The organism is Nocardia amamiensis (assembly GCF_015477605.1).
GTDB lineage: Bacteria > Actinomycetota > Actinomycetes > Mycobacteriales > Mycobacteriaceae > Nocardia > Nocardia amamiensis_A.
Genome location: NZ_JADLQX010000019.1, coordinates 1 through 24,368 on the forward strand (window position 1 = coordinate 1; position 24,368 = coordinate 24,368).

The 24,368-nt window shown below is 67.2% G+C and carries 17 protein-coding genes and 1 pseudogene; 15 read left to right on the plus strand and 3 right to left on the minus strand.

The window, feature by feature from the left end; all coding sequences use genetic code 11:
* Nucleotides 1-400, minus strand: a pseudogene (locus IU459_RS23765) (transposase); the annotation flags it as partial.
* 291 nt (nt 401-691) lie between these two features.
* Between IU459_RS23765 and IU459_RS23770 the strand changes: the two are divergent.
* The 3 genes from IU459_RS23770 (at nt 692) to IU459_RS23780 (ending at nt 5,418) form a co-directional block, all read left to right on the plus strand.
* Complete coding sequence (locus IU459_RS23770) at nt 692-1,915, plus strand: transglycosylase SLT domain-containing protein (protein ID WP_228838407.1); 1,224 nt, start codon at nt 692-694, stop codon at nt 1,913-1,915.
* A gap of 298 nt (nt 1,916-2,213) precedes the next feature.
* Entirely contained in the window at nt 2,214-4,415 is a 2,202-nt protein-coding gene (locus IU459_RS23775; RefSeq protein WP_195131786.1) for a hypothetical protein, read from the plus strand.
* A 118-nt stretch (nt 4,416-4,533) separates the two neighbouring features.
* Nucleotides 4,534-5,418 (plus strand): MurR/RpiR family transcriptional regulator, encoded by an 885-nt coding sequence (locus IU459_RS23780; RefSeq protein ID WP_195131787.1) that lies wholly within the window; start codon nt 4,534-4,536, stop codon nt 5,416-5,418.
* 169 nt (nt 5,419-5,587) lie between these two features.
* Here IU459_RS23780 and IU459_RS23785 read toward each other — a convergent pair whose 3' ends face one another.
* Nucleotides 5,588-6,793 carry a DUF4226 domain-containing protein gene (locus tag IU459_RS23785; protein WP_324199005.1) on the minus strand — a complete coding sequence of 402 codons (1,206 nt, stop codon included), beginning with the start codon at nt 6,791-6,793 and terminating at the stop codon, nt 5,588-5,590.
* A 762-nt stretch (nt 6,794-7,555) separates the two neighbouring features.
* Here IU459_RS23785 and IU459_RS23790 point away from each other — a divergent pair.
* The 9 genes from IU459_RS23790 to IU459_RS23830 all read left to right on the plus strand — a co-directional run bounded on the left by IU459_RS23790 (nt 7,556) and on the right by IU459_RS23830 (nt 17,564).
* Nucleotides 7,556-8,089 carry a hypothetical protein gene (locus IU459_RS23790; protein ID WP_195131789.1) on the plus strand — a complete coding sequence of 178 codons (534 nt, stop codon included), beginning with the start codon at nt 7,556-7,558 and terminating at the stop codon, nt 8,087-8,089.
* Nucleotides 8,086-9,711, plus strand: a complete 1,626-nt coding sequence (locus IU459_RS23795) for a hypothetical protein (protein WP_195131790.1) — start codon at nt 8,086-8,088, stop codon at nt 9,709-9,711. Before IU459_RS23790 ends, IU459_RS23795 begins: the two co-directional genes overlap by 4 nt.
* A gap of 42 nt (nt 9,712-9,753) precedes the next feature.
* Nucleotides 9,754-11,223 (plus strand): PPE domain-containing protein, encoded by a 1,470-nt coding sequence (locus IU459_RS23800; RefSeq protein ID WP_195131791.1) that lies wholly within the window; start codon nt 9,754-9,756, stop codon nt 11,221-11,223.
* 22 nt (nt 11,224-11,245) lie between these two features.
* On the plus strand, nt 11,246-11,587 hold the full coding sequence (locus tag IU459_RS23805) for a hypothetical protein (protein ID WP_195131792.1): 342 nt from the start codon (nt 11,246-11,248) through the stop codon (nt 11,585-11,587).
* Nucleotides 11,588-11,609: 22 nt separating this feature from the next.
* On the plus strand, nt 11,610-12,320 hold the full coding sequence (locus tag IU459_RS23810) for a hypothetical protein (RefSeq protein ID WP_195131793.1): 711 nt from the start codon (nt 11,610-11,612) through the stop codon (nt 12,318-12,320).
* An 11-nt stretch (nt 12,321-12,331) separates the two neighbouring features.
* Entirely contained in the window at nt 12,332-12,700 is a 369-nt protein-coding gene (locus IU459_RS23815; RefSeq protein ID WP_228838408.1) for a hypothetical protein, read from the plus strand.
* A gap of 35 nt (nt 12,701-12,735) precedes the next feature.
* Nucleotides 12,736-13,053 carry a hypothetical protein gene (locus IU459_RS23820; protein ID WP_195131794.1) on the plus strand — a complete coding sequence of 106 codons (318 nt, stop codon included), beginning with the start codon at nt 12,736-12,738 and terminating at the stop codon, nt 13,051-13,053.
* 9 nt (nt 13,054-13,062) lie between these two features.
* Complete coding sequence (locus tag IU459_RS23825) at nt 13,063-15,522, plus strand: hypothetical protein (RefSeq protein WP_195131795.1); 2,460 nt, start codon at nt 13,063-13,065, stop codon at nt 15,520-15,522.
* A 167-nt stretch (nt 15,523-15,689) separates the two neighbouring features.
* Nucleotides 15,690-17,564: a type VII secretion target gene (locus tag IU459_RS23830; protein WP_228838409.1), complete on the plus strand. Its 1,875-nt coding sequence runs from the start codon at nt 15,690-15,692 to the stop codon at nt 17,562-17,564.
* A gap of 530 nt (nt 17,565-18,094) precedes the next feature.
* Here IU459_RS23830 and IU459_RS23835 read toward each other — a convergent pair.
* Entirely contained in the window at nt 18,095-19,177 is a 1,083-nt protein-coding gene (locus IU459_RS23835) for a hypothetical protein (RefSeq protein ID WP_195131797.1), read from the minus strand.
* Between the two features lie 181 nt (nt 19,178-19,358).
* Here IU459_RS23835 and IU459_RS23840 point away from each other — a divergent pair, with 181 nt between their 5' ends.
* The 3 genes from IU459_RS23840 (at nt 19,359) to eccA (ending at nt 24,299) form a co-directional block, all read left to right on the plus strand.
* On the plus strand, nt 19,359-20,306 hold the full coding sequence (locus IU459_RS23840) for a C40 family peptidase (RefSeq protein WP_195131798.1): 948 nt from the start codon (nt 19,359-19,361) through the stop codon (nt 20,304-20,306).
* Nucleotides 20,307-20,333: 27 nt separating this feature from the next.
* Nucleotides 20,334-21,965 (plus strand): WXG100 family type VII secretion target, encoded by a 1,632-nt coding sequence (locus IU459_RS23845; protein WP_195131799.1) that lies wholly within the window; start codon nt 20,334-20,336, stop codon nt 21,963-21,965.
* 573 nt (nt 21,966-22,538) lie between these two features.
* Nucleotides 22,539-24,299, plus strand: coding sequence for a type VII secretion AAA-ATPase EccA (gene eccA / locus IU459_RS23850; protein ID WP_195131800.1), 1,761 nt, complete (start codon nt 22,539-22,541; stop codon nt 24,297-24,299).
* The last annotated feature ends 69 nt before the right edge of the window (nt 24,300-24,368 follow it).

A 24,368-nucleotide genomic window follows, 5' to 3' on the forward strand; every position in this document is an offset into this window, starting at 1 on the left:
TTCGAGCCGGGTTTGCCCCGATCGACCGGGTTCGGGCCGGTCAGATCGCCCCCCTTTTCGCCCGCACGCTCGCCGCGTCGGCCACCGCCCTGGACCAATCGATCAGCCCGGCAGAACCCAGCTCGTCCAGCACCGCCCGATGCAGCCGCCGCCACACCCCAGCGTTCGTCCATACCGTGAACCGGCGATGCGCCGTGGGCACGCTCACCCCGAACGACGGCGGCAGCAACCGCCACGCACAACCGCTGCTCAGCACATACACCACCGCCGTGAACACCGCCCGCTGGTCCACCGGCGCTACCCCACCACCCTGCGGGCGCGGGCTGAACTCCGGCAGCAACGGCTCGACCAGATCCCACAACTCGTCCGGCACAAGCCGCCGCGACAACGCATCCACCACGACCGAACATCATGCAACACAACCGATCTCAATGCGCCAAGAACGAATTACATCCATGTGAGACATGGTCTAAGCTGCGACTACGCTGCCGGGCGAGACTCGACACGACGGTCTCCTGCGGAGTGCCGCACAGCGGGGCAGGTGACACAAGGCCAGCGACCTGACGGAGGTATTCATACCGATGTCAGGAGCCCAGAACGCCTTGCACGCAACCGTTCTCGCGGGCATCCGGCATGCCGGCAATCTCTACAGCTCGGCTGTGCACAGGGTCCGAGCCCGCGTGGGGCGCTGATGGCGCCGACGAACCGCACTCCGTCCGAGCTGGACCCCGATGACACCGGCGGCGTTCGTGATGTCCGCGCGAGCGCGACGACGTCCACTCCGCGCCGTCCGGCCAAGTCCGCGACGCGGGGTAGTTCGACCCCGGCGCCACCCATGCAGGCCGGTGCGCCAGCGTCGTCGGGGCCGGCCGCCGCGGTGCAGGCACGCAATCAGGCGGCGCCTTCGGTGGTCGAAACGCCCTCCGCCGCTTCGGGTCCGGCATCACTCCGGGGCTCGGACGCGATGGGGATGGCGGGTTCCTCCATGCCCATGGCTGCCGCGGCGATGGGTGCCCTGGCCGCTATTGCCGCCCAGTACGGCGACGGAGCACCGACGGCCGTGACGGGACAGCCGTACCGGCCGCCCGATATCGGAGTGGCGTCGCGGCCCAGTGGACCAATTGCGTGGGACGGCGAGCTGGGCTCGCACTATGCGGCGAGCGGCCAGAATCGGGCCCGCCACGGGAACTCCACCGAATCCATGAACACCGAACTCGAACGCATCCTCAGCGGCGCGGTCGACAGCACAACCCAGGGGCGAGCCGCCATCGGGGCGATCATCGCCGAGGTGAACACCGCCCTGACCGCGCTGGGCACCATCAACGATGCCAACGCCAGCAGGCAGCTCGTGATCTCCACCTTGGACAACGCATTGCAGCGCGCGGGTACCGTCCTGGGACAGGGGCAGGCCTCGACGGTGCTCACCGCCGAGCGGGTGGCCGCTTTGGCCGATCGCTATCTGCGGGAATCGCGTCCCGCGCGGCCGGGGAGGCCGCGTCGCGCCACGCACCCGGGCGCGCGCGCTCCCAGCGGTGGTCCGCCGCGCACGCGACCTTCGGGGCAACAGGGGCAATGGATCAACGAGGCACTGGAAGTGTTGCGTCAGCACGGCTATGACACCCGACAGATCGATCCGGCCGATATCGCGGCGATCATCCAGCACGAGTCCGGCGGCAACCCGAACGCGATCAATCTGTGGGACAGCAACGCCGCGGCGGGCATCCCCTCCAAAGGGCTGATGCAAACCATCGATCCGACGTTCAACGCGTATTCCGTTCCGGGACACCGTGATATCTGGAATCCAGTGGACAACATCGTCGCTGGGGTGCGATACGCCATCGACCGGTACGGGTCGGTCAGCAACGTACCCGGGATAGTGCAGATGCGTAGCGGCGGATCATACGTGGGGTATTGAGTTGGTCGCGGATCGCATTCGGGCAGTCGGTCCGCGAGTTATCGACTCGACGAGCCCATCGGTCATTTGTTCAATTTCCTTGTGTGAGTGTGGAACTCGATCGCGCGCAGGTCATTTTGCCGTGCAACGCACAGTATGCCGGAGGATGTCCAGGAGGTGAACCTTTTGTTGCGTAAGTAGGTTGCCGCGCAACATAAGTTGCGTCATGCTGGAGTTCATGATTGCGCGTTCCTCACACAGTCGGCCGTCTCGGCCGGAACGGGGATCGGACAATACGGAGGGTTGCTGTCCGGAGACCGTGCTGTCGCGGGTCCGAGTCCGGTTCGGCGATCGGTCATGGCGGCGCAGGATCGTCTGGCTTCTCCTGATCATCTTCGCGCTCTTCGTCTTTCCCGGCCTGCTCGGTGCGGTGGCGACCGCGCAGTACCAGGCCGCCTCGGCCGGGACATCCGAGATCGACGGTCTCAGTTGGATGAATATCCGTGACTCCTCGGGTGTTCCGTTGTCCAGCTACACCTTCGCCACCGACCGGGGTGGGCCGCTGAATCCCGGCGCCACCATCCTCTGGGCGATCCTCGGCTTGGAGTTCATCGGTTACATGGCGATCGTGACCTCGGCGATCTGGCTGATCGGTTACGCGTTGAGCTTCCGCTGGATGGATTGGTTCGCCGCGGCGCTGCGTGGTGTCGCGGATGCGCTGACCGGTCAGATCGCGACGCCGATCATGCTGGTGACGGCGGCGACGGTCGGCGCGTTCTTCGTCGCGTGGTTCATCGCGCGCGGGTATCACGCGAAGGCCGCGATACAGGTCGTGACCATGGCTGGAGTGGCGATCCTCGGACCGGTGTTCCTGGCCGACCCGCTGTCGGAGGTGCTGTCCTCACACGGATTGCTGGCGCAGGGCAGGGATGTGGGCATCTCGGTAGCCGCGGGGTTGAACGGCAACGCGAGCCCGAATCCGGCGCAGTTGCTCGCGACGATGCAGCAAGATCTCGCCGACAACTTCGCACGACGTCCGGTGCAGGTCTGGAATTTCGGGCACGTGGTGGACGAGAACCCGTCCTGCCGCGCCGCCTGGACGGCGGGGATGCGGGCGGGCGATGACGATCGTGTGCGGAACGGAATGAAGGTGTGCGGCGACGCGGCCGCGCACGCCAAAGCCAGCGATCCGACCATGGGGCAGGTCGGCACCGGTTTCCTACTTCTGCTGTGCGGTGGAATCCTGCTCGTCTTCGCGGTGTTCCTGGCCGTCAAGGTGATGAAGGCGGCCATGGACGCGGTCTACCACTGCTTCATGACGATCTTCGGATTCGCGGCGGGCGGCTTCATCTACGGGCCGACGCAGACGTTCTTGGTGCGCAATATCGTCGACGGATTCATCGCCGCGGCGCGAATGGCGGTGTTCACCATTTTCCTCGGCGTCTATGTGCTGTTCCTGGGCAATCTCTTCCAGCAGGCGCGCGGGCAGGTCATGGCGGTGATCATCATCGCGGGCGCGGTCGAGGCCATCGCGATCTCCCAGTTGCGCAGACTCGATCTGAGTCTCCGCAGGGGTAACGACTGGGTGGCGAACCGATTCGCGTCGGCGATTCAGGGGCCACCGCGCGGCGGCGGTGGCGGGGGATCCGCACTCGGCATGGGCGGGGCACAGGCCGGAGGTTCGCTGCGCGCCGGGCTCCTGTCGGGGATGTCCACGCTGAACACGATCAATGCGTCGCCGGTGACCGCGTGGCTCCTCGGAGCAACGGTGAACCCGTTGAACCCGTTGTCCCGCCAGAAAAAGAAGGTGGACAAGAACACCATCGCCATTTCGCCGATCCAGCGGCTGTTGGCCGAGCACAACGGTGTCGCTCTGGAGAATTGGGGATTCAAGGCGGACGGGCGCTTGGGCGACATGGGAATCGATGCGGCTCTCGGTGTGGCGAATATTCTCGATGGCCTGGGGGACAGCAAGGTCCCGGACGGGATGCTCGTTCCGGTTCTGCGGTCGAGGGGTGCGACCGATGCGCAGGCGGTGGATGCCCAGCGTGCGGCGGCGGTCCAGAAGGCCAGCATGAAGGACTTCAACCCGCTCGGCTTCGCGCCGTTGCAGAAGGCACTCGCCGCGGGGTACGCAGTGGAGAACCATCAGAACGCCGGTCGCGCGCTGCCTGCATTCGCGGCGCAGGCCGTGGTCGCGGCGGACAACTTCGTGCGGCACTCCACTGCGCCGATGAACCAGGTATCGGACAATCACCATTTCGTGCAGCAGGTCATGGGCGTGGTGGACGACGAGCAGCAGCTCAGGACGATCACGCCTGCTCAATGGGCCACCGCAGGGCGTGATGTCCGCCAGCACATCGGGCGACGATTGGCTCTGGAGCATCAAGCCGTGGCCACCGCCTACTACCACAACCAGAACGACAGGGGTCTTTTCCAGGCATTGCAGCGGTCGAACCGGCGGCTGGCCAACTTCAACAACTTCGATCCGAACGGCGGTCTCAACCCATGGTCTTCGTAGGCGGGCGTGTGGGCAGGCTGACAATCTTCACCGATTGGTGGTGTGAGAGCCGCCATCGCGGGCAATATCGAACGAATGGATCGGCAGTCGGCCTCCGCGGTCATCGGATAGGGCACCCGTGGCCAGCGAGGCACCCCACACATATCGCGAGTTGCGTGCGACTTTGCAGCGGCGATTACCCGAGCTCGCCGACGGTCAGCAGCGCATCGCCCGACTGGTGCTCGACGATCCGGACGGGACCGCGTTTCGCAGCATCGGCGAGAGTGCGGAACTGGCCGGTGTGCACCGCTCGTCGCTGGTGCGTTTCGCGACCATGCTCGGTCTGTCGGGATACCCGGATCTGGTCAAGCTCTGCCGGATGCAGCTCGCCGCCGAGGCGAATCTCTTGCGCCGGCGCGCCGCCGAGCCGTCCTCGCGAGAGCAATTCCTCTCCGCCGTGCTAGACCGCGACACGGCCAATATGGCGCGCGCCTTCGACCGGATCGACCGCGACGACTGGGACCGGGCGGTACACGCCGTGGCCTCGGCCGAGACCGTGCATGTCATCGGCCTTCGGGCCTCGCTATCGGTGGCCTACCAGGTCGCCTATCTACTGCAAGCAATCCGGCCGGGGGTCAGACGGATCAGGGCGGGTGCCGGGCTTCTCGTCGACGAGCTGCGTGGGATCGAGTCCGGTGACACCCTGGTCGCGATATCAATCCACCGATACGCGCGCGACACCGTGCATGCTGTGGAGTGGGCGCGCCGACGTGGCGCCACGACCATCGCGCTCACCGACGGGCCGTCCTCGCCGCTGGCCCGCATCGCGGATATGACCTTCTACGCCGAGACCGACAGCCCGGCGGAACTGCCTTCGTTGACCGCACTCACCTCGGTCGCCCAGGGGTTGGCGTTCGCTGTCAAACATCAGCTGGGTCCGGGCCGGTACTCGGATCTGACTCCGGACGAACAGTTACTGGAAGAGTTTGCCGTGTATGAAGATCATCGTGCGCGAGGTATCTGATCGCCACTTCGGTACCGACCGCCGATCGGGCTGGCTGGACTCGGTAGGCGTACCTTCACCTTTGCTCCGGTGCCGCGCGCTGAGCACAAAGTACGCCCGACAGTGCCCACCAGGCGGTGAGGAAATCACGCTCGACGATCAGTTGTTCGACTGAAAGCCGCGCGGTGAGTCAGCTGGGTGGGTGGACGACGCCGACCATGCCGCTGGCACCGAGGTTGTAGGTTCGCTGGCGCACCGCATCGCTGGAATTGCCCTCGATGGTGGTGATGGTATTGCCGTTGCGCGCCACCACCATACCGATGTGACCGCCGCCGTTGAGGATGACGAGGTCGCCGGGTCGGGCGCCGGATGAGCTGTCGGCGAGACGCATACGCTGCGCATCGGACCAAATGCTCAGCACGGCATTCTTGTTGGTCCAGGGCACGTTGATGCCGGCTTGGCTCCAGGCCCAGGTGGCAAAGGAGGCGCACCACGCGTCGTTGATGTTGTACGGCCGGTTCACGCGATTCTGGGCGTACTCGCTGACGCCGAGTTCGCCGGCGGCGATCTGGATCGCTCGCTGCACGGCCGAGGACATTCCGGCCGTGTTAACGTTGCCGCGGGGTTTGTAGTTTTTTCCTGCGATGTTGTACAGATACTGCTTCGTCAACCGATTGATCGCCGCCGCAGTATCCGCCGACTTCGCCTGCCCCCCCGACACAATCGCCTGCGCCTTCTGCAACGCCGCGGTCAGAATCTGATGAACCTTCCGCTGCCCCGCCTTCGTATACGCCTGCGGACCCAACTCCGCCAACGCCACATTCACCTCACGCACCAACCCGACAACAGCCTTCTTATCGACCTTGTTCGACCCCGCCAACCCCCGCACATACGACACCAACTGGTTATCCAGATTATTGAACGCCTTCGCCGCCGTCCGCTGAAACAACCGCGTCGCCCGAATCGACGCCGCCCCCGCACCCCGACCCGACGAAACCCCCGACCCCCTACCCAACTCCCGCCCCTGCGGATCCGACGGATCACCCCCACCATAAACCGCCTCCAACTCCCGCAACACCTGCAACGCCCGCTGCGCCTCCGGCGACATCCCCCCACCAACCACACCACCATCCCCACCATCCGCAGCCACCGGCGCACCACCCCCACCACCGCCACCACTACCCAACCCCGCCAACGCCGACGCAATCATCGGCAACATCCCCAACGCCAACGGCGCAGCCATCGCCGCCACCGGCAACAAATCCCCCACCAACCCCGCATCCACCGGCCCAGCCGACGACTCCCCCTCCACCACACCAGAACCCGGCGGCGGCACCTGCTGAGTCTGCGGAGCCACCACACCACCCGGCGACACCGGCAGCGCCTCACCCGGCACCACCTGACCCGACTGACCCTGACCCGGCACACCAGCTTGCCCAGGCACACCCGCCTGACCCGGAACACCCTGATGACCAAGTGGACCCGACTGGCCCGGCTGCCCAGCATCCTTCGACTGCCCCGGACCAGGTGCACCATTCGGCTGACCAGGTCCATGCGACGGAACACCCGACTCCCCAGGCACAGTCTTGCCCGGCTGAGGATGTTGCTGTCTGGGTCGGTTCGACCACGGAGTTACCGGCGCGGAATGCTGATCTTCCGCCGTTTTCGGCTCTTTCGCTTCTGCTTCGACGCCTACTGGCCAGACCTCAGCGGTGGTCATGACACTTCCCGAGTCGACGGCCTGATCGATGAGTGGAGGCGGCCAAAGCGGCATGTCGGAGCAGTAGGCGATGGAGGTTCATGTAGTACTTCCTCCTGCTCGGTCACCATCGGCTGGGCACGGCCTGGCAGCCTGGGTGATTCACCTCTGACAATGTAAGTCTTCGGCAACCATCCTGACTGGTCGGGCCAGGTCGATGCTTCCCGTTACTGGGAATCCTCGACAATGAACACGTCGAAAGTAGGTCTCACTCATGGTCGGTCACCGCTCCGCTCCACGATGAGGCGTTTGATCGAGAGGCGGACGTGGCCGTGGTGATGCGCGAACCGTGCGAGCCTTTGACCGGGTGGTGTCAGCCGCCGCGGGGGAGATCGATGACAAGAAGACTGGCCGGTCGTGGTGGACAAGCACTCGCCCTAGCAGCAGGTAGGTGATCTCATGCCGTTCGGGATGTCGTGGGGTGAACTAGGAAAGAGCGTGGCGACCGGCGGCGCCGCCCTCATCGGTGGTGCGGTCGGAACGATGATCGCGCCCGGGATCGGGACGGCGATCGGCGCGGGGCTGGTATCGGGGTTGGTGGGTGGCGGCATAACCTGGGGCCAGACCGGCAGCTTCGAGGATGGATTCGAGGCATTCTTCATAGACGGAGGCCTAGGTGCGGTGGGCGGAGGAATGGCTGGCGCTGCCCTCCGCGGTGCGATGATGGGCGGAAAACAAGCCGCGAAAGCGGGCGCGAAGCTCGCGGGGACCAAGTTCGCGAACAAACAAGCCGGAAAAGCCGCCGTGAGCGCTTACGGGGCCGGTTGGTACACTGGCTCAGGTTTGGGTGCTGGGATCGCGGCCTATAACAATCCGTCGGCTCGGCCGCAGCCGCCGAAACCGGAGCAGCAGGCCATCCCCACGAAGCTCCCAGTGCGCCCGGCGGGTGAGCAATACAGGGGCACTCATTCTGCCGCTCTGGTGCCTGCATGACCGACGAAATGCCGACCTTGTATGTGCCGGATGTATATTCGTCCCGATGGCCGGCGGAGCGGCTCAAACTTTCCGTCCCGATTCATGACTGGTTGGACAAAGACACCGAGGTCAAAAGCCTTTTTACGATTCTGAAAGAGGACTGGCAGGCTTTCGGGGAGAAGCCGAGGCCGAAGGTGCCACCACGCGGCACGGTTCCCCCCGTCGACTTGACAAGCGCCAGAATCAGATCTGGCATGTTCGAGTCTTATGTACAGGTAAATGACAGCCTCAAGAGGGCGTTCGACGCCATGCAGCAGCAGGATGTGAAAGTCCAGAAAAAGATTGAGGACTCGAAGATTACCACAGAGACTGCTCAAGGCTATCTCAGGAAGTTGATCGCGGATCTCAACATCGAGGCGGAGAAGCCGCCTGTTGAAATGAGCGAGGACCAGCATGTCATGGCCTACATCACTGCCGGTATGGAAAAGTCCCTGCAAATTATGACGGGCGCGAAATCCGAGCAAGAGAGACATGCGGAAGGCATCGACGGTGATACCGCTCTGACCAAGGAGCTCGTGGCCAGGATCAAGGCGCTGGAGGACGCGGCGAAGAATCCGGCGTTGAATCCGCCCTCCGTGCCCCCGGTATCCCCGACACCACCCGGTACGACAGAGCCGCCATACGTGGACGACAGTACTCTGCCGCCCGGCCTGGACGGTCTGGATGACGGCAGCAGTCCCGATAGCCTGACGCCGCCCGGCTTGGACGACTCCGGCCTCAACGGCCAGTCACCCAGTAGCCCGGGCAATCTCGGGAACACACCGGGTACGACGCCGACCAGCCCTGGCGTGCAGCCCGTGGCCGCGCCCTCGCCGGTGGGCTCCGGCATGGACATGCTCGGCCCCATGATGCAGGCGATGCAGCAGCAGGCGCTGATGCGGCAGCTCGCCGATCAGGACAGCCGGCGCCGGGAGCTGGATCCGAGCCGCTTCGAGGACGAAGTCGCGCCGGTCACCCCACAACCGGTCACCCCACAGCCGGTCACGGCGCAGCCCGCCACGGCGCAGCAATCCGCGACAGCTCCGGCGACGCAGCACGGACAGCCGACCGGCACAACGTCTTCCACGCAACCTGCGGGCGCACCCGCTCGCATACCGGATGCGGACGGCAGCGTGATGTACACGCACCCGGACGGCGTCACGGAGAAGCTGAACGTTACGGCCGCACAGGCATTCGACAAGGCGTACGGCAACCACAGCGACACCGATGCTCAGAAGGCATACGAGGGGACGCCGGCGTGGTGGAAGGACGAAGAGGCACTTCGGCTTCTGCGTGTCATGCCCGAAGAAGAGGATCGCTTCACAAGTGGTTGCGTTGTCATGTTCAAGGGCGGTAAGACGGCGCTGCTGCGGGTGGCTCCCGACAAGGGCGATGGGTTCCACGTCGTCATCAAGGGCGAACTGAAGCCGTTCGACCAGAACATGCCCGAACTCGCAACGGAGGAAGGTTCCTTCGACGGATTCAGGCGCCCGAATGGCATCGATGTGACCGCGCCGGTGGACAAGGGTACGCCCCTGTCGACGCCGGGCTCGGCCGATCAGTCCGCGAACACGACAATGCCGGTTGTCGCCGCGGGCTGATCGCGCGAGGAAGGTTGCGGCAGATGAGGAGAGGAGGTCGCGATGCCGCTGAATGTGGATCCGCAGGAGCTGGTCGCCACGGCGGCGAAGCTTGCGCAGATGGCGCGGGATACCGGCGCGGCGTTGCCCCCGGGATGGGTTGTGCCCGCGGGCGCCGACCCGATCTCCGCGGAGGCGGTGCCGCAGCTCAACGCGCAAGCGGCGTCGCTGCTCAACGGGATGATCGGTGTGCTCAATGGGATCCAGCGCACCGCGTACAACGTCGGCGCCGCGGCGGTCGACTACACCGAGGAAGATGACCGCGGTGCGCGTGCGATCGGCGACGGTGGTGGCGACATCGTCGCCAATCCGGTTGGCGACGTCCAGGAGGTCAGTCCGCGGCGGCCGCCTGCGCTGCGGTTCCCGGTTGCCGGTGGTGCGGTCGACCCGTTGACCTTCGCGAAGCAATTGCATACGGGTCCTGGGCCCGGCGCGGCAACCGGATTCGCGGACGCGCTGCGCAAGTTCACCGGTGGCCCGCATCTACTCGCGACCGGGGGCGTCGACTCGGCGGCGCGGGCGATGCAGAACTGGGAGCCGGTGGGCGCCTCGGCGGCGGTCGAACTCGGTCAACACCGCGGGTGGCTGGACCAGCTCGGCCGGGGCCTCGGGATGCTCGCCGACGGAATCGACACCTACAGCAACGCATTCCGTACGGCGAAGGCGAAGCACCCCACGCCGGAGGAGATCATCGCGGCGCGCAAAGAGCTGCTCGCCGCGATGCGCTCCAAGAACGAGCTCGGCGTCCAGGCGGCGTTGGCCAAATTCAACGAGCAGAACGCCCGTTCGCTGGAGACGATCACCGGATACTCGACCGAGGTCGGCTCCAAAGTGGGGACGGGTGAGGGAACAGGCGAAGGCAACGGAAGCGGAAAAGGCAGCGGCGGCGGCGACAGCAGCGCGCTCACCCAGATGCTGCCCGCACTCATGAGCGCGATGGCCTCGGCCGGAATGCCGCTGTCTCAGCTCGGGCAGTCGGATTCCGCTGAGGACTACAGCCTCGAGGAGTACGGCTACGACGACCTCGGCATCCCGAGTGGCATCGGCACGGGCAGCCCCGGCGGGACGCCCATCAGCAGCCTCGGCACCAGCATCTCGGACGTCACCGCGGAAACCATCTCGGCCACGGCCTTGCCGCTGGCCGCATCGGCCAGTGTCGGCTCGTCATCCATGCCGCGTACGCCGGTGATCGAGCCCCTCTCCACATCCTCGGCGGCCAACGCGGCCGCCGCGCGCGGCGGTACGCCGATGATGCCGTACATGCCCATGGCGCCGGGCATGGGCAACGCCGCGGGCAACGGCAACGATCGCAGCCGAGTCGTGGCATGGCATCCGGACCGTCTCATGTACGTCGACGACACACCGCACACCGAAGCGGTGATCGGCGAGCGGCCGACCATCGCCCCGACTGTGACCCCGCCGACGCCCACCCCGAGCAACCAGACCCCGAGCCAACCCGGAGGTAACGCATGAATGAGCGCAGCGAGGTGGATTCATGAGTTCCATCCACCCGGACGTGCAGGCGGCCTTGGATGCCGCCCGCGATCTGCGGCACCGGATCGCCGAGATGCGGGAGAAGATCGACAACATCCGTGCCCGCAGGCCGTCGCCGAGCGGCGCGGTCATCCCGGAGGTCGACGCCATGGGCAGGCTGACCGATCTCTACCTGGCTCCGGGCACCGCCGCCCGGCTGACCTGCCCCGAGCTGACCAACGAGATCATGTCCGCCATCCGGGAGAGCACCGCCGACGCTGCGCGGCAGTACGAAAGCATCATGGACGCGGCGCCCATCGACGAAACCGAACCGGTCACCACGGCATCCGGGCAGGCGGGATGAGCGAGCGGCGCGAGGCGAGGGCATGAGCGAGCCGGTCCCGGACGTCACCGTCGCGGATACGGTGCGGTGGTTGCACGACGAGGGGCTGGTGCGCCTCGCCGGGGTCGCGGAAAGCATGCCGGAGACGATCGTCGCCTACACGATCGATGTCGCGACCGGAACCGTCACCGCGCATCCTGCGACTGGAGGCGGTGTCGGCGCGGACGCGGTGTCATTGGCCGCCGACGACCTGCCGTATCCGGTCGGCACCGCCAAGCGTCTGGTGATCGCCGGTGTCACGACGACGGATACAGTGCTGGTGATCGACTTGGCCGCGACCCTCGCGATCGCGATCAACGCCGACCACCCTGAGCAGGCGGCGCGGTCCTGGGTAATGCAGTTGCTGCTGAACCCGGAGATCACCATCACCACCAACAGCGGCGACGTCGCGATCGGCACCAGTGCCCGGCTGCGGCAGAGTTTCATCCCCGGCGGCGGCGCCACCCTGGTGAACATCGATGACACGCGCCCGCCCGTCACCGCGGTGACATTGAACGCGACCACCGACGGTCCCGATCATCTCGACGTGGCCGCCGACGGCACCGGCGAGATGTACCTGGGCGCGCGATTCTGGCAGCTGCGCCAGGTCATGCGTATCGAGGACGCCGCCTGGTCGGCGCTGGCGGCGCGCTTGGACGCCACGGCCGACGACGCCGGCTACGCGATCAGTCCTGAACCTGCCGAACGACTCTGAGAGAGCACCCGATGACCGACATGCACCCGATCGACATGGACGATTTCGACGTCGACGATGATCTCGACGCCGCCCCGCCGGACTGGCGGAGCAGGACCTACGAGGTGTTCAACCCCGATCACACCCTCGGCGTCGGCTGTGACCGCGACGGGGAGATCATCGGCCTCTACATCACCGACGATGCCCGCGACAACGGCGATACCTGGCTGGCCGCCGAGATCGTCCGGCTCGCGCGGTTGGCGCATGCGAAGTCACGGGTCGGGTTGCGCGCCGAAATGGAGTACAACGGCACTCGCCCCTACACGATCGACTCCTTCGACCTTCCGACCGAGGCGTCGTATCGCGCGATGGAGGAGGCCGAGTTCCGACGCAATTCCTGAGTGCAGAGCTTCGACTTTCGAGATAGGACACCGACATGACCGACGCGGTGGATACGGACGATCCCGACGAGGTCGCCGTCTCTTGGCGCAAGTACCGGACGGCGGACACCACGTTCGGTGACCGGGTCGAGGAGATCGCCGGAAAGTTCCGGGTTCCAGGAGGTCCGAAGTCGGAGCTCGATCTGGACCACACCAAGTACACCAACGCTGTGCGACGACTGGTCCGTGCTCACGTGCATGCGGATGGCCGCCGGACGGTCGCGCTCGATGGGCACGTCACGGAGACCGTCGGCGCATACTCGAGCACGGACCAGGCTGGAGCCGCCACGGTTCGCCGCGCCGAGCCCACCTGATCCCTCACGATGGAACCGGAGCGCAACAGCCCGTACTGGCGCGAGATCGTCCGCGACAACTGGCCGGAGATCGACCCCTCGCACTGGGACGATCTCGAACGCGTTGCGCGCGACGGTGCGGCGTCGCTGGACCTGTTTGATCCGGAAAGCCGCCGTCGCGACTTCGAGGAGCGGGTGCGCTCCGGTGCGGGGTTGGAAGGGGTCAAGCAGGACATGCTTCGCCGGCGCGCGAAGCGACAGATGGTCGTCGACGCTTTGGAGAACGTGGCGGATGCCTTCCGGGGTTTCGCCGACGTGGTGCGCCGAACGCGCAACCAGATCCTGGACATCGTCGAGGCCGCCGACAAGAGGATCAACGACACCAAGCGCGCCGCAGCGGCGGAGGAGGACGAATCCGACGCCCAGGCCATCAAGGACCGGATTCCCGGCATCATCGCCGCTGCACGGGACGACGTCGAGGACGTCGTGCGGAACGCGCGGAGTTTCCCGCTGCCCGAGCTGCCTATGGGACCGCCGGAACCTGTATCGGGTAGGGGGGAAGGGCGAGATGCCGATCCGCAACACCGGCCCGCCCACGACCACTCCGGCGACCACCGGTATGGCGGACCACCAGGACGGCCAGGGCCGAAAGACGTTATCCCGATACCACTGTTTCCGGATGTCACCGGGCATGAGCCCCAGATCGATCCGGGCGCGCCGGGAACCGAAATCGAACTTCCGTCGAATTCTGGTCCCACGGAAGGCACTCCGGTCGTTCCTCCGTCGACGGGCCCGACGCCGCTGACGACGACACCCGGTCCGACGACGACTCCCGGTCCGACGACCCCCGTCGGCTACTCACCCGGCGCCGTCACCGACGACGGACCGGGCTCGCCCGCAGGAGGCCCCGCGCGTGCTCAGGGCAGCGACAGCGAGCCGGCCGGTTCGGACCAGGATGTCTCGGCGGATGACACCCACGGGGATACGGCTTCCGCGGACCCCTCGGCCGAGGGAACGGAGTCGGCCGCTCATGACGGTTCGACCACCGTTGCGGCCGAGGAATCGCGTCACGCGGGCGGTGCCGAACCGTTCACCGCGACAAGCTCTCCGACGGCCGACCCGACCGCCGCGGCGCCCCCGCTCATCCTTCCGCCACCCATCGCACCACCGGCACCCGCCGCATCGGGGGTATCGGCGGTATCGGCTGCTCCGTCCGGATCAGGAGTCTCCGCCCCCGCGGCACAGGCGGGCTCGGGGCCGCCGCCGGTGCAGGCCAAGCCTGCGGTGCCAGCGGCCGACTCGCGCGGGAACGTCGTCGCGCCGAGGGTCACCGCGGGTCCGTCGGCGCCGCCGTCGGCAGTGTCCAGCGGCACCGGCAAGGAGCCGCCGGAGCGGGCCAACCAGCGTACGGATGCCGCGAAGAACGAGGCCGAGGGCAGCGACGAGCTGATCCGCGACGTGGTCGGCGCGGCCATGACCTCCGCCGCCGCGCCGGCGTTCGTGCTGGGCGAGCGGGTCGACGGTGACCTGGTACTGGCGCGCACGTTGCTGAGCGGCGTGCTTGCCGCGGGCGGCGACGCGGTCGTCGGCCTGGGCTGGGCGGTGTCGGTGATGCGGCATCCGAGCGGCGTCAGCGCGTTCGTGACCTCGAACGAAGGTCGCGGCTGGTTGCCCGCCGGGCTGTATCTGCCGCGTGAGGTGTCCACGCCGTGGGTCTGGGAGGTCTCCGAGGGTAGCGGGTGGGAGGGCGTCGCCGACGCCGCGCGGGTGCTGGCCGAGTTCGGGCTGGCCTGGGGCCGCAAGTCCGGCGCCAGGTTGACGGCGGTCGTGTCGTCCGGCGAGATCGACGCGGATCTGCGCAGGCAGCTGGGTGAGGTCCCGATGGAAGGTGAGGTGGCCGCCTCGTCGGCGATGGATCTCAGCGCGCCGAAGCCGGGGCTGGTCGACCGTCTCGAACTGGTCGGTGCGCCGCCGCTGGTACAGCGGGCGATGGCGACGCCGGAGCCCGAGATCGCCTGGCGATGCTGGGAATTGGCCTCGGACGCGCACGTTCGCGTGCACCGGGCCGGTCTCGGTTCCCCGGCCGCGCTAGGGGCGCCCGCGGTACGCGACCGCATTCTCGCCGCGTTGCGGCAGCGCCGCGAGGTGCCGCAAGAGTGGTGGGAGGAGTTGCGGGACGCCGACGATCTGCTCGCCGCATCGATGCTGGCGCGGCGTGCGGACGTGTCCCGGGTGGCGCTGGGCGAGTTGCGCGCCGACGACGGCAGGTCGGCCTCGGAGATGACCGCCTTGCGTGCCATGGTCTTCGAGCGGCGGTGCGATGAGCTCGTGCTGCTGCTGGCGGGTGCGGCCAGGCGCCAGAATCTGCGCGACGCGGTGTACGCCCACGCGCAGGTGGTCGGTCACCCGGCATTCGCCGAACCGGCCGCACCGGGTCCGGCCGGCGGTCCGGCCCGTCGTCCGACCATCACGGCGGGTCCGGGGCGCTGAGGGGAGCGAAGCAGGTTGCGGCGGAATCCCGAAACATATTCTCGCTCAAACTAATAGAGGTATCCGACGAGGATCGGTGCACTGCCCGGCTCCCCAGTCGTGGGAAGAATCGACAATAGGGAGGTCGGTGGTGGGAAAGGATCTGATCGAGCATGCCGGATAGCCGCATGGAAATAGACCCTGCGGTATTGCGTCAGCTGGCCAGTCAACACGACCAGGTCGCGCGCGATACCCGGGAGTGGGCCAAACCGCCGACGGAATGGCTCGCGAACTTCCTGCCCACCTACGGCAAGATCGCCTTCCCGGTCTACGAGGCGCTGGAGAAATACTACGACGCCCGGCAGCGCGCCGGCGAGGCGCTGGCCGGCGAGCATGAGCGTACGCGCGATTCGCTGCTGGCGTCCGCGGAGGCATACGAGCACGCCGATCAGGACTTCGGTTCGCAGATCCGGCAAGCCGGTGACCTGGCCGGCCCGTCGTTGCCGACGGTTCCCGGTGGGACGTCTCCAGATTCGCCGGATACGAGCGGGTCGACGCCACCGTTCACCCCGCCGCCCGGGGGGCCTCCGGGTGGTCCGACCGCAGTCGGCCCCGACGGCACCCAGAACAACCCCCTCGGCAGTACGCCTGCCGAGTCGAATGGGTCGACGCCGTCGACCACGGCTGCACCGTCCAGTCCGGTCACGGCGGCAACCGAGCCCTCCGGCAGCGCACCCAACGCCACCGGCGCGACGCCGACGTCGACGTCGGCCGCGCCGGCGAGCACCGGCGTGACGGCGCCGACCGGGGCCGGCCTGCCGCCTGGTGCCGGGCCCCTCTACTCCTCGCCGGACGACCGAGGATCGGCGCAGCCACCCAGCGGTGCGACCGGTCGGCCGGACCTGCCGCCCATGCCGCTGCCGGTCGCGACTCCGTTCGGCGCGGCGGTGGCCGCGGCGAAGGACAAGGAGGCCGAACCGGCGTATGTGGTCGGCGGGCAGGTGAACGACGACTTGGTGCTGGCGAAGACCCTGCTCGGCAGCGTGCTGGCGGCAGTGGACTCCCCGGTGGGCATGGCCTGGGCGGTTGCGGTGCTGCGAGGTCCAGGCGGAGCCGGCGTATTCATCACCTCGAACGAAGGCCGTGGCTGGTTGCCCGCGGGCCTGTTCCTGCCGCGGGAAGTCTCCACCCCGTGGAACTGGGACGAGTTGCTGACCGAGGGAGACGGCAGCGGATCGCCGTGGGAGGGCGTGACCGACCCCGCCCGGGTGCTGGCCGAATTCGGGCTGGCCTGGGGCGCCAAGGCGAACGCGCAATTGTCGGCGCTGGTGTCGTCCGGGCCGATCGACCCCGGCCTGCGTTCCCGATTCGGTGACGCGGCGATGGAGGGACTCGTCGGTCCGTCCTACGACGTCGATCTGCGTGAGTTCACACCGGACACGGCCGATCGGCTCGGCTTGGCCGGCTCGATCGCGGGCCTCGAACACGTGTCGGCGGTCCCGGACGCGCAGGTCCGATCCCGCTGTATGGAACTCGCCGCCGACGCGCACGCGCAGGTCGGGCGATCCGGACCGGTTCCCGCCGAGGCCGCCGCGTCACGGCAGGTGCGGGAACGCATTCTCGCCGCGCTGCAGGCGGGCAAACCGGTGTCGTCCGAACTGTGGAACGAACTACGCGACGCCGACGATCTGCTGGCGGCATCGATGCTCGGACAGCGGGTCGACGTCGGCCGGGTAGAGATCGGGCAGCTGCGGGTGGACGCCGGGGTTTCGCCCTTGCGCAGCATGGTCTTCGAGCGCAGGTGCAACGAGCTGGTGCTGTTGCTCGCGGACGAGTCGAGCAGGCAGACGCTGCGCGACGCGGTGTACGCGCACGAACAGATCACGCAGCATCCACAGTTCGTCTCGACTCCGGCGCCGGTGTCCACCGCCGTCCAGCCCGAGCGCGTCGCTCGGCCGACAGTCCCGTCTGTCACCGCACCGGATGTCGTTGGGGGGCCGCCGCGTACCGCGGTGGTCGCGCCGTCGACACCACCCCCGGTCGCGCCTCCGGAGCGGTCGTGAGCGCGAGAACCACGAGTTCGCGATGTGGTGGCAGCGCTGATCCGGGCCCGACCCTGAGGGCGGGCCGGTGACGAACCATCGGTGATCGGCTGGGGTCACAGCACCGTGTCGGCCCCAGCCGCCAGCCGAGTGGCGGGCGCCCCGATCATGAACGTCGGAGAACGCACTTGAAGTGCACCGCCTATCGGACGGATGCCGCTCGGAATCCCGGATCCGTCCGGGCGGCAACTCCGCTCGTCATGGTGACGACCCTGTCCTGAGGACCTACGACGGTGGCGGCACGTTCTCGACGTGGAGCTGGAGAATCCGGGAAGGTGGCGAACCCGCCGTGGACGGGCCGTGGATCGCGGCCGGTAACCCCCAAGGACCGCATAACACGCCGCGCAGCGAGTAGACGACGAACGGCGCATCCAGGATTACCGACCGGTGCGGAGCTGGACGGCTTTCCTCTGCGGTAGGTGCCCCACCGTTGGGCACCGACCGCGCCGCAGCGCGAATGCTCTTGCGCGCCAGCCGATCTTCCCGACCGGCTACGCCTCGATGACGGGGCTCTGTTCCGGCACCGCTTCGTCCTCTGTCGCGGGCTGTTCTTGGCCCGGCTGTCCGTTCGGCGGCACATTCCGAGCCCGCCGCGCCTGCACTTGGCCGGGCGGCATAGTAGCCGCGGCCGGGACCACATTCGGATCGCCCGAAGCGTTCGCGGCCGGTGCCGCGTTGGGATCGCCGGCCGGGGCGGGCGCGGGTGCGTTCGGATCGCCCGGCGGCGGCGTCGCCGGCGCGGGCGCGTTCTGATCGCCGGGCGGCGCAGGTGTGGCGCCCTTCTGGCTCTGCTCGGCTTTCTCCGCTTTCTCGGCCTTGTCCGCTTCGGCCTTCTGCAGCATTTCCGGTATCTGCGCGGCCAGCGGCGCCACCGCCATCAGCGGCATCATGAGCATCGGGAGCAGCGAAGACAGTCCGCCGTCACCACCACCGCCCCCGCCGCCGCTGGGAGCACCCCCGCCACCGCCACCACCACCGGTCTGGCCCCCGCCGGAGCCCTTCCCCCCGTTGGCCACCTCCTCATTGAGGTCGGCGATCGCGGTGACCTTGTCGTACACCGCATCCACGGCGGCGGCGACGGCCTTCAGCAAGGGCAGCTCTTGGGAGGGCTTGAGTTTGGCGTTGCCCGCGCCCTTCAACTTCGCGTTGAGCTCGGCAACGATGTTCTTGATCGAACGCAGGGCCTGCACCTGTTCGGCGGCTACCGTGACCGAGGACTTGATCACCTTGTTGTCCATTTGCAGCAACTGCAGCTGCCTGGCCTCGACCTTGTCGATGGTTTTCCGGTATGCCTCGTCGGCCTTGCCTTTACCGAGGGTTTCGTAGAACGCGGGCTCGAGCAAATCGTCCACTTTCGGCGGTGGCGTGGTCATGCCACGGCCGAGCAGGTCGACGGCGGTTTGAATCGCGGTGTCCGCCAGTGCGATGAAGGCGCGCAGGCCCTCCGAGGCGCCAGGTGGGTAATGCAGATCCACCAGCCAGAAGTGTTTGGCCTCGGCGGCGATGCTCGCCAATGGAGTGGACGCCAGCGTTGCCGCCTTGTCGGCTTTGGTTTCCGCCGCCGTTGGTGCCATGCCCTCGCCACCGCCTCTCAGAAGTCCTCACTCATTGTCTCGGCTTCCCGAGATTGGGAAGGAGTGCATAGTTTCAAGAACCCCACCATGAATGGGAATACGGCGGAATCGGTATGGGCGACACAATGGTTGGTCAGAATTGCGAGAGGCGGTCGGTGATGAGCGATGGTGAGTCGGTCGAATGGCACCGGGACTGACGAACGACCTGGACGGAGTACTCCGATCGCTGCTCGCGCTGTATGGGGACGGCCAACCCGCGGGCCAGTCGGCGGTCGTGAGTCAAAATCTCGCCGCTGATATGCGTGCCCATTCCGGCGCGGTGGCGCTGCGCTACGGCGATGCGCTGGGCATGCAGATGTCGGCGGCGGAATCGCATGCGGGCAAGGACAGCATTGTCAGCAAGGCCGTCGGCGAGTCGGGCGACGGAACGGTCCATGGCCGGGGACGTCTGGGAAATCAGATCGCGGATTTCCAAACACGGGCGCAGGCGATCGCTTCGGTCGCCGATACGCGTTTCAGTGGTCCCGCGCTCCTCGATGCCGCGCACACCACCATCGCCAATGCCACCAAACAGGTCAATGCCGATATCGCGGCCGTACAGCAGCAGGCCGCGAAGATCATGCCACCTGCCGTTCCGCAGACGCGCCAGGCGCGGCACGGGCCGTCGTCGCGCAGGCGGCGGCGAACGCGTAGCAGGTCGAGATCGGACTCGCGGCTGCGGCGGCGCAGTATGGTTCCCACGGACGGGACGACGGGCAGCAACGCGGTACGCGCCGCGAGTGACTGGCTCGGCACGCCGTATGTCTGGGGCGGGGGCGGCGCGGGTGGACCCAGCGGCGGCGGATTCGACTGCTCGGGCCTGACCCAGTACGCGATCGCCCAGGCCAGCGGCGGCGAAGTGGTGTTGCCCCGCACCACATACGAGCAGATCTACAGCGGGGTCCGGGTGCATCCCGCCGAGGTGCGGCCCGGCGACCTGGTGTTCCCCGCCGGGTCGTTCAGCGCCAGAGGACCCGAGCATGTCCAGCTGGCGGCAGGCAACGGCATGGTCATCGAGGCGCCTTACACGGGCTCGACGGTGAAGTGGTCCCGCATGCCCAGCGAGGCCGTCGTCGTCCGAGTCCTGTGAGCCGGTGATCGTGGAGGGGAACCGGCCGTGGCCATAGACCTGCCCCATGAGGTCGCGTTCTTCCTCAACCTGTGCGGAATCCCGTATCCGGACATCAACGAGGACGACGTGCGCGCCCTCGCCAGGCATGTGCGCACCTTCGCCGCGCAGGTGCGCGATACGCACGACTCGGCGACCGGCGTGATCGGCGATATGGGTGCGGTCTACTCGGGCGAATCCTATGACCAACTGGTCGCCAGCTGGGCCCGCATGAGTTCTACGCACATGGATCGGCTCGAGGACGCCTGCAAGGTCGTGGAGCAGGCGCTCTACGCGGCCGCCACGGTGATCACCGTGGTGAAAGTCGCCGTGCTGGCCGAACTCGCCGCGCTGGCAGTGGCTTACACCTCGATCATGGTGACGCCGCCGCTGGCACCGTCCGCGCCTCTGGTCGCGGCCGCGGCGCGCAGGATCTGCCATCAGATGCAGGAGTGCCTGATCGGCTACATCGCCGCCGAGGTCATCGGCAGGGCCATCGAACCGCTCGAGCAGGCCATCGATGACATGATCAAGGGCATCGTGTACGACGCTACCCGGCACGCGCTCGGCGTGCCCGCGCCGTCGAATGAGCCGAAGCCCCTGCGCATCGAACCCGACGAGGTGCACCGCTTCGCCAAGCTGCTCGACGATCACGCCGACGACATCATGCAGCACGCCGCGACCTTCGCGGATAACGTGTCGACACTGGACTTCACAACACCGGCGCGCTTCGATGACGTGGCCGATAGCATTGCGCCGGGCGGGATCTCGCCGACCGGCCCCACTGCGACCCCGGACGAGTCCGCTCGTCCGCTGCGGGAACCGTTCGAGTCGCGACCGAGCGCTACCGCGCCGGCGCAGTGGAGTAGCCAGGGGCAGCCCGAAACCGGTAATGCGCCCCGCGCGACCCGGGCTGCCATGGACGCGCCCGGAACCATTGAACAGCCGTCCGATCGAAGCGTTTCCGGAGACAACCCGGGTGCACGGGCGGACACCGGAGACCGGCCGGCACCACCGGCGGGGGGAGTGGAACGTGGTGAATCCGGGCTCGACCCCGCGATGAAGCCGTCGGTTGCCGGTGCGGCACCCACCCTGGAGTCGCCTGCGGCGGAGAGGCTTTCGACGCACCAACTGGACGTGTCGCACCCTGAGGTGGCGGACTTCCGCGATGCGGGGCTGGCCGAACCGGCGCGCTCGGTGTTCGAACCAGAGTCGGCCCGTCCGAGTTCGATGTCCGATCAGGCGCTTGCCGCCAGTCATCCGCCCGTTGTCGGCAATCCCACCGAGGGAGGTCCGCTCGGTGCCCGGCAAGCTCCAGGCGCGGCGGCCACGCCGTGGGGACGTCCCGGACAGCTGCCGTCGACACCGAAAGCGCCGCCCACTCCGGCACGCTCGGCCGACAAACCCTCGAAGGCACGCACACCCATGGTCACTCCATGGAGTAAGTCGCGCCGGACCAGGGACGTACCGGCCGTGGTGGCCGCTTCGTCCGGCACCAGGCCCTCGCTGCGGATGCTGCGGGAGAACCGGGCTGACGTAGACAAGGCCGACCGCGTCGCTTCATCCGAAGCGAGTTCGCCGCCACCCCGCGTGACAGCACCGGCGCCCGATCGCGCGGATCCTCCGGGCACGCGCGCCTGATCGACACATACCCACTTCGTTGCCGCAACGACGAAAACCCATTCCCAGCAACGGGAATGGGTAGATAAGACGAGGTGGCGGTGGTGGTAAACGTAGACGCAGCACCGGTTGCGTGGGTTCGACCCGTCTCGGATCTTGTACCCCCACAACGGCCGGTGGCCTGCCGGTGCCACCGGCCGTTGCTTCTTGGGTTCAGATCGTCAGGATGAGGGACTGACGATCTGTGTTCAGACAGTACCCTCTTCTGGCGGAACGTTCAATAGTGTGCACTTAAATAACGGCAAGAAATTTCGAAGAGCGACTGTGGCCTGCTGCGCGGCGGCTGGAGGGCCGGATCGCGGCTTGCCAGCCGCCGCCGAAGGGGCCGTCTGCAGGCGGATGATTGCCGACCCGGAGCGAACATACCGCTATTTGATGGCACGTTCAAAATTGGCATGACGCCTATGGTGGTCGGCGTGCGGATGCAACCGGGACAGCTGCGAAACTTCCCATATTTGGGAAGGGTTGGAGACCCGTGCGTTACCGCCGGAATCTATCGTTCGATCAGGCAAAATCGGCGGAAGGGAAGTCCGAGTGTCAGCGGCCGAGGACGCGTTCTACACGGGTGTTCAGAATCTTGCGTTGGTCCCGGGTGGTGTGCGCAACGAACAGCATGCGGCGGCGGCGTTCCGGGCTGCCACCGACCTCGATCCGGACATGTGCGATGCCTGGTTGGGGCGCGCGATGGCCGGGGAGGTCACCTCGGAGGTGATCTACGGCGCCTACCGTTCGGTGCACAACCTCTATCGTGACCAGCAACGGGCGGGTCTGGTCGACCGCGCTCTGTGGTGCCAGGTCGAGATAGGGATGTACGGGTTGCGCGTCGCGATGGCCGACCGTGACCAGATCGCCATCGCACAGGCGTGTTCGTACGCCGAAGGCGGTGAATGGCAAGAAGCCGCGGCCATTCTCGACGAGGTCCCCAGCGACGACGTCGCGGACTTCGTGCGGATGTCGCTGTTCTTCCGTACCAAGCAGTGGCCGGACGTCCTCGCGTTGCGCAACGCGCGGCCGGTGCTGGAGGACGGTCTGCTGGACATCGCCGCCGAACTGATGGCCGCCCAGTCGCTGGCCCACCTGGGCCGCTTCGGTGAGGCCCTGCCGCGCGCACAGCGGATCGTGGAGGACAGCTCCTCGGGCAATCTCTCCTACATCTGGGCCGACGCGCACTTCCTGCTCGGCATGCTGATGCGGCACAACGGCGATCACGACGCCGCCGACAAAATCCTCAAGGGCTTGCAGGGCTCCGCGTTGTGGCCCGAGCGCGACGAATGGCAGCGCGCCGTGCGGGACAAGTCCTACCGCTTCGAGGTCGCCACTGCCGAGCTCATCGCCTCCCGGACGAACAAGTGGGACCCGACAACGGGTGACGACCCACGCGAGGCGGCCGCCAGCGCGGCGCGCGCCGAACGGGAAAGCCTGCTCGCGGAGGCTTCGGACCTGCTGCAAGCGCAGATCGGCATGGACTCGGTCAAGGAGCAGGTCGACCGGCTCAAGTCCGGCGTGCTGATGGACCAGGTCCGCGCCAAGCGCGGGCTCGCGGTGGATTCGCGTTCGCAACATCTGATCTTCTCCGGCCCGCCCGGCACCGGCAAGACCACCATCGCGCGGGTGATCGCCAAGATCTTCGCCGGCTTGGGCGTCGTCGAGAACGCCGACGTGATCGAGGTGTCCCGCAACGACATGGTCGGCACGCATCTGGGCCACACGGCGCCGAAGACCAACGCGCTGATCGATTCGGCGCTGGGCGGCGTGCTGTTCATCGACGAGGCGTACACGCTGATCCAGGAAGGCCTTTCCGGCGGCGACGCGTTCGGTAAGGAAGCGGTCGACACTCTGCTGGCCAGGATGGAGAACGACCGGGACAAACTCGTCGTTATCATCGCGGGGTACGAGGACCAGATCGACCGGTTCCTCGCGTCCAATGACGGTCTCGCCTCGCGCTTCACCAAACGCATCCGGTTCTCCAGCTACGACGCCGATGAACTGGTGCAGATCGCCGAACATATCGCGCAGAAGAAGGATTCGATCCTCTCCGAGCAGGCGCGGGAGGTGCTGCGCTTGCGCTGCGAGGAATTGGCGGGACAGACCAAGAACGGCAGGCGGCTCATCGACCTGGCCGGCAACGGGCGTTTCGTGCGCAATGTGGTCGAGGCCGCCGAAGCCGAGCGCGACTACCGCTTCACCAGAGACAACGCCGACATCGCTTCGATGACCGACGAAGAACTCATGACGATTGATGCGTTCGACGTCACCGCGGCGCTGGAGGGTTTGGCGCCGAGCTCGCGGGTGTGATGCGTCGACTAGCGCCGGTCGGGGCTCGGCGACCGGCGCCGAATCGAGAGTCGGCGGCTGACGGGCGTG